Genomic DNA, 2359 nt, shown 5'->3' on the forward strand with positions numbered 1-2359 from the left:
TCAACCGTTACATCGCCGAGCACAACGGCAGGCCGAAGCCCTTCGTCTGGACCAAGCCGGCCGCCGCCATCCTCGATGCCGTCAACGGCAACGCTGCACCATCCGTTTGAGTCAAGGCACTAGCAATGCTGTCTGAGGATAACCGTCATTCTCGAAAGTTTCAGATAGGCGCGGTCGCAGGGTCGGTGATGAAATGAAGCATCGGCTATATCTCGGAACGGCCGCCGTGATGCCGCCTTGCGTCCTACGTACCGAGATCCCCCGAACTGGAGGCTTCCTCCGTGGCGTTCTGCACCGGCAGCTGTCACCCACTCCGGTTCAAGCCTGAGGCTAGTGCACTGACGCATTCGAAAGGTTCACACCAGGCGTGAGGCGTGCGAGTCTGCGGCATGGCTCAGACCGTCTGCGTAATCCTCACTGAGGACGAAAAGGCACGGCTGCGCGCGATCAGCCAGGATCGTGCTCGCCCGCTCAAGCACGTCCAGCGCGCCCGCATCGTCCTGCTCTCCGCCGAGCGCCTTCCCGTGCTTGAAGTCGCCCACCAGGCCGGCGTCAGCCGAACCGCCGTCTGGCGCTGGCAACAGCGCTTCGCGGAAGAGGGGGTCGACGGCCTGCTGCGCGACAAGACCCGCCCGCCCGGCAAGCCGCCCCACTCCACCAGCACCGTCGCCGAGGTGCTGGCGCTGACCTGCTCCGAGCCGCCGGGTGAGGTCACTCATTGGACCGGTCGCGCGGTTGCTGCCGCGACCGGCATCTCGCTGCGCTCGGTCCAGCGCATCTGGCAGGAACACCGCCTGCAGCCGCACCGCGTGCGCACCTTCAAGCGCTCCACTGACCCGGCCTTCGCCGAGAAGGTGGAAGACATCGTCGGCCTCTACATGGACCCGCCTCGTCACGCGGTGGTGCTGTCGGTCGACGAGAAGAGCCAGATCCAGGCCCTGGAGCGCACCCGGCCCGACCGTCCGCTCGCGTCAGGACGCCCGGCGACCCGCACTCACGACTACATCCGCCACGGTACCACGACGCTGTTTGCAGCGCTGAACGTGCTGGAGGGCACGGTGATCGGCCGCTGCATGCAGCGCCACCGCCACGAGGAGTTCCTGCGCTTCCTCAACGCCGTCGAGGCGGCGGTGCCGGCCGGCAAGATCATCCACGTGGTGCTCGACAACTACCGCACCCACACCCATGCGAAGGTCCGGGCCTGGCTGTCGCGTCATCCGCGCTGGGTGTTCCACTTCACCCCGACCTCCGCGTCTTGGCTCAACGCCGTCGAGGGCTTCTTCTCGGCGCTGTCGCGTCGGCGACTGCGACGCGGCACGTTCACCGGAATCGTCGACCTGCAGGCGGCGATCAAGCGCTACATTGCCGAACACAACGAGCGGCCCAGGCCCTTCATCTGGACCAAGCCGGCCGCCGCCATCCTCAACAGCCAGGCTGCACCTTCCGTCTGAGTCAGTGCACTAGATTGTGACGCGCATCCGCTCCCTTTCGTTCAACGCGTACTGGGCTATCTGGACAGCCTTGTTCCTCGTTCCGCTAGGGTTCTTCGCTCTGACCGGCGCGCCGCCTCGGCCGATCCGCGCTGCCACGAGACTCTGGGCGCGCGGCATTCTCGCGGGCCTGCGCCACATCGTTGGCCTGGACTACGTCGAAGAAGGGCGCGAGCACATCCCGTCTCAGCCTTGCCTGATTGTCGCCAACCATCAGTCAGCGTGGGAAACGCTGGCCTTCCTGGTGCTGGTCCCGGACGTCGCAATCGTCGCCAAACGCGAGTTGCTCGCAATCCCGGTAGTTGGCTGGTTCCTGCGACGTTCGCCCATGATCATCATCGATCGCACCAATGGCACCCAGGCCTTGCGCACGATGATTGATATGGGCCGGGAGGCCGTGGCCGCCGGTCGATCGGTGCTGATCTTCCCCGAAGGTACGCGGGGCTCGATTAGCGATCCGCTGCGGTTCAAACGCGGCGTTGAATTGCTGTACAGCAGGCTCGATCTGCCGGTTGTTCCCGTGGCGGTGAATTCAGGGCTTTTCTGGCCAGGCGGCTCGGCGGCACAGGCTGGAATTCAGGGCTTTTCTGGCCAGGCGGCTCGGCGGCACAGGCTGGCACTGTAGTCGTGAGCTACCTTACCGCTCTCAGAGCCTGTTTGACTATGAAGAGCTGTATTGGTGCCGCTCATAGGCCTGCATGAGCCTATGGCAATTGGCGATACTGATGCTGTCCTCGGCTGCCGCGGGGCTGTGCTCCCAGTGGCGGGTCAGGCGGCGGTAGCGCGTCGAGAGCGTGCCGAACGTCGCCTCGATCCGCCAGCGCAGCGGCAGCGGCTGGAAGCCCGTGGCCTGCGCCTCACGGGTGGAG

The 2359-nt window shown here is 65.5% G+C and carries 2 protein-coding genes and 1 pseudogene; 2 read left to right on the forward strand and 1 reads right to left on the reverse strand.

Annotated elements, in window-relative coordinates; genetic code table 11:
• The first annotated feature begins 389 nt into the window (after positions 1-389).
• Together FF100_RS36705 and FF100_RS36710 are read left to right on the forward strand one after the other, a co-directional pair.
• Positions 390-1451, forward strand: a complete 1062-nt coding sequence (locus tag FF100_RS36705) for an IS630 family transposase (protein ID WP_171070485.1) — start codon at positions 390-392, stop codon at positions 1449-1451.
• Positions 1452-1467: 16 nt separating this feature from the next.
• Complete coding sequence (locus tag FF100_RS36710) at positions 1468-2115, forward strand: lysophospholipid acyltransferase family protein (protein WP_246102816.1); 648 nt, start codon at positions 1468-1470, stop codon at positions 2113-2115.
• Positions 2116-2151: 36 nt separating this feature from the next.
• Here FF100_RS36710 and FF100_RS36715 read toward each other — a convergent pair.
• Positions 2152-2359: pseudogene (locus FF100_RS36715) on the reverse strand (IS5-like element ISMpo5 family transposase); the annotation flags it as partial.

This window comes from Methylobacterium terricola, from assembly GCF_006151805.1.
GTDB lineage: Bacteria > Pseudomonadota > Alphaproteobacteria > Rhizobiales > Beijerinckiaceae > Methylobacterium > Methylobacterium terricola.

Coding starts and splice junctions, on each gene's coding strand:
- FF100_RS36705 (WP_171070485.1), top strand. CDS start 390: ATGGCTCAGACCGTCTGCGTAATCCTCACTGAGGACGAAAAGGCACGG.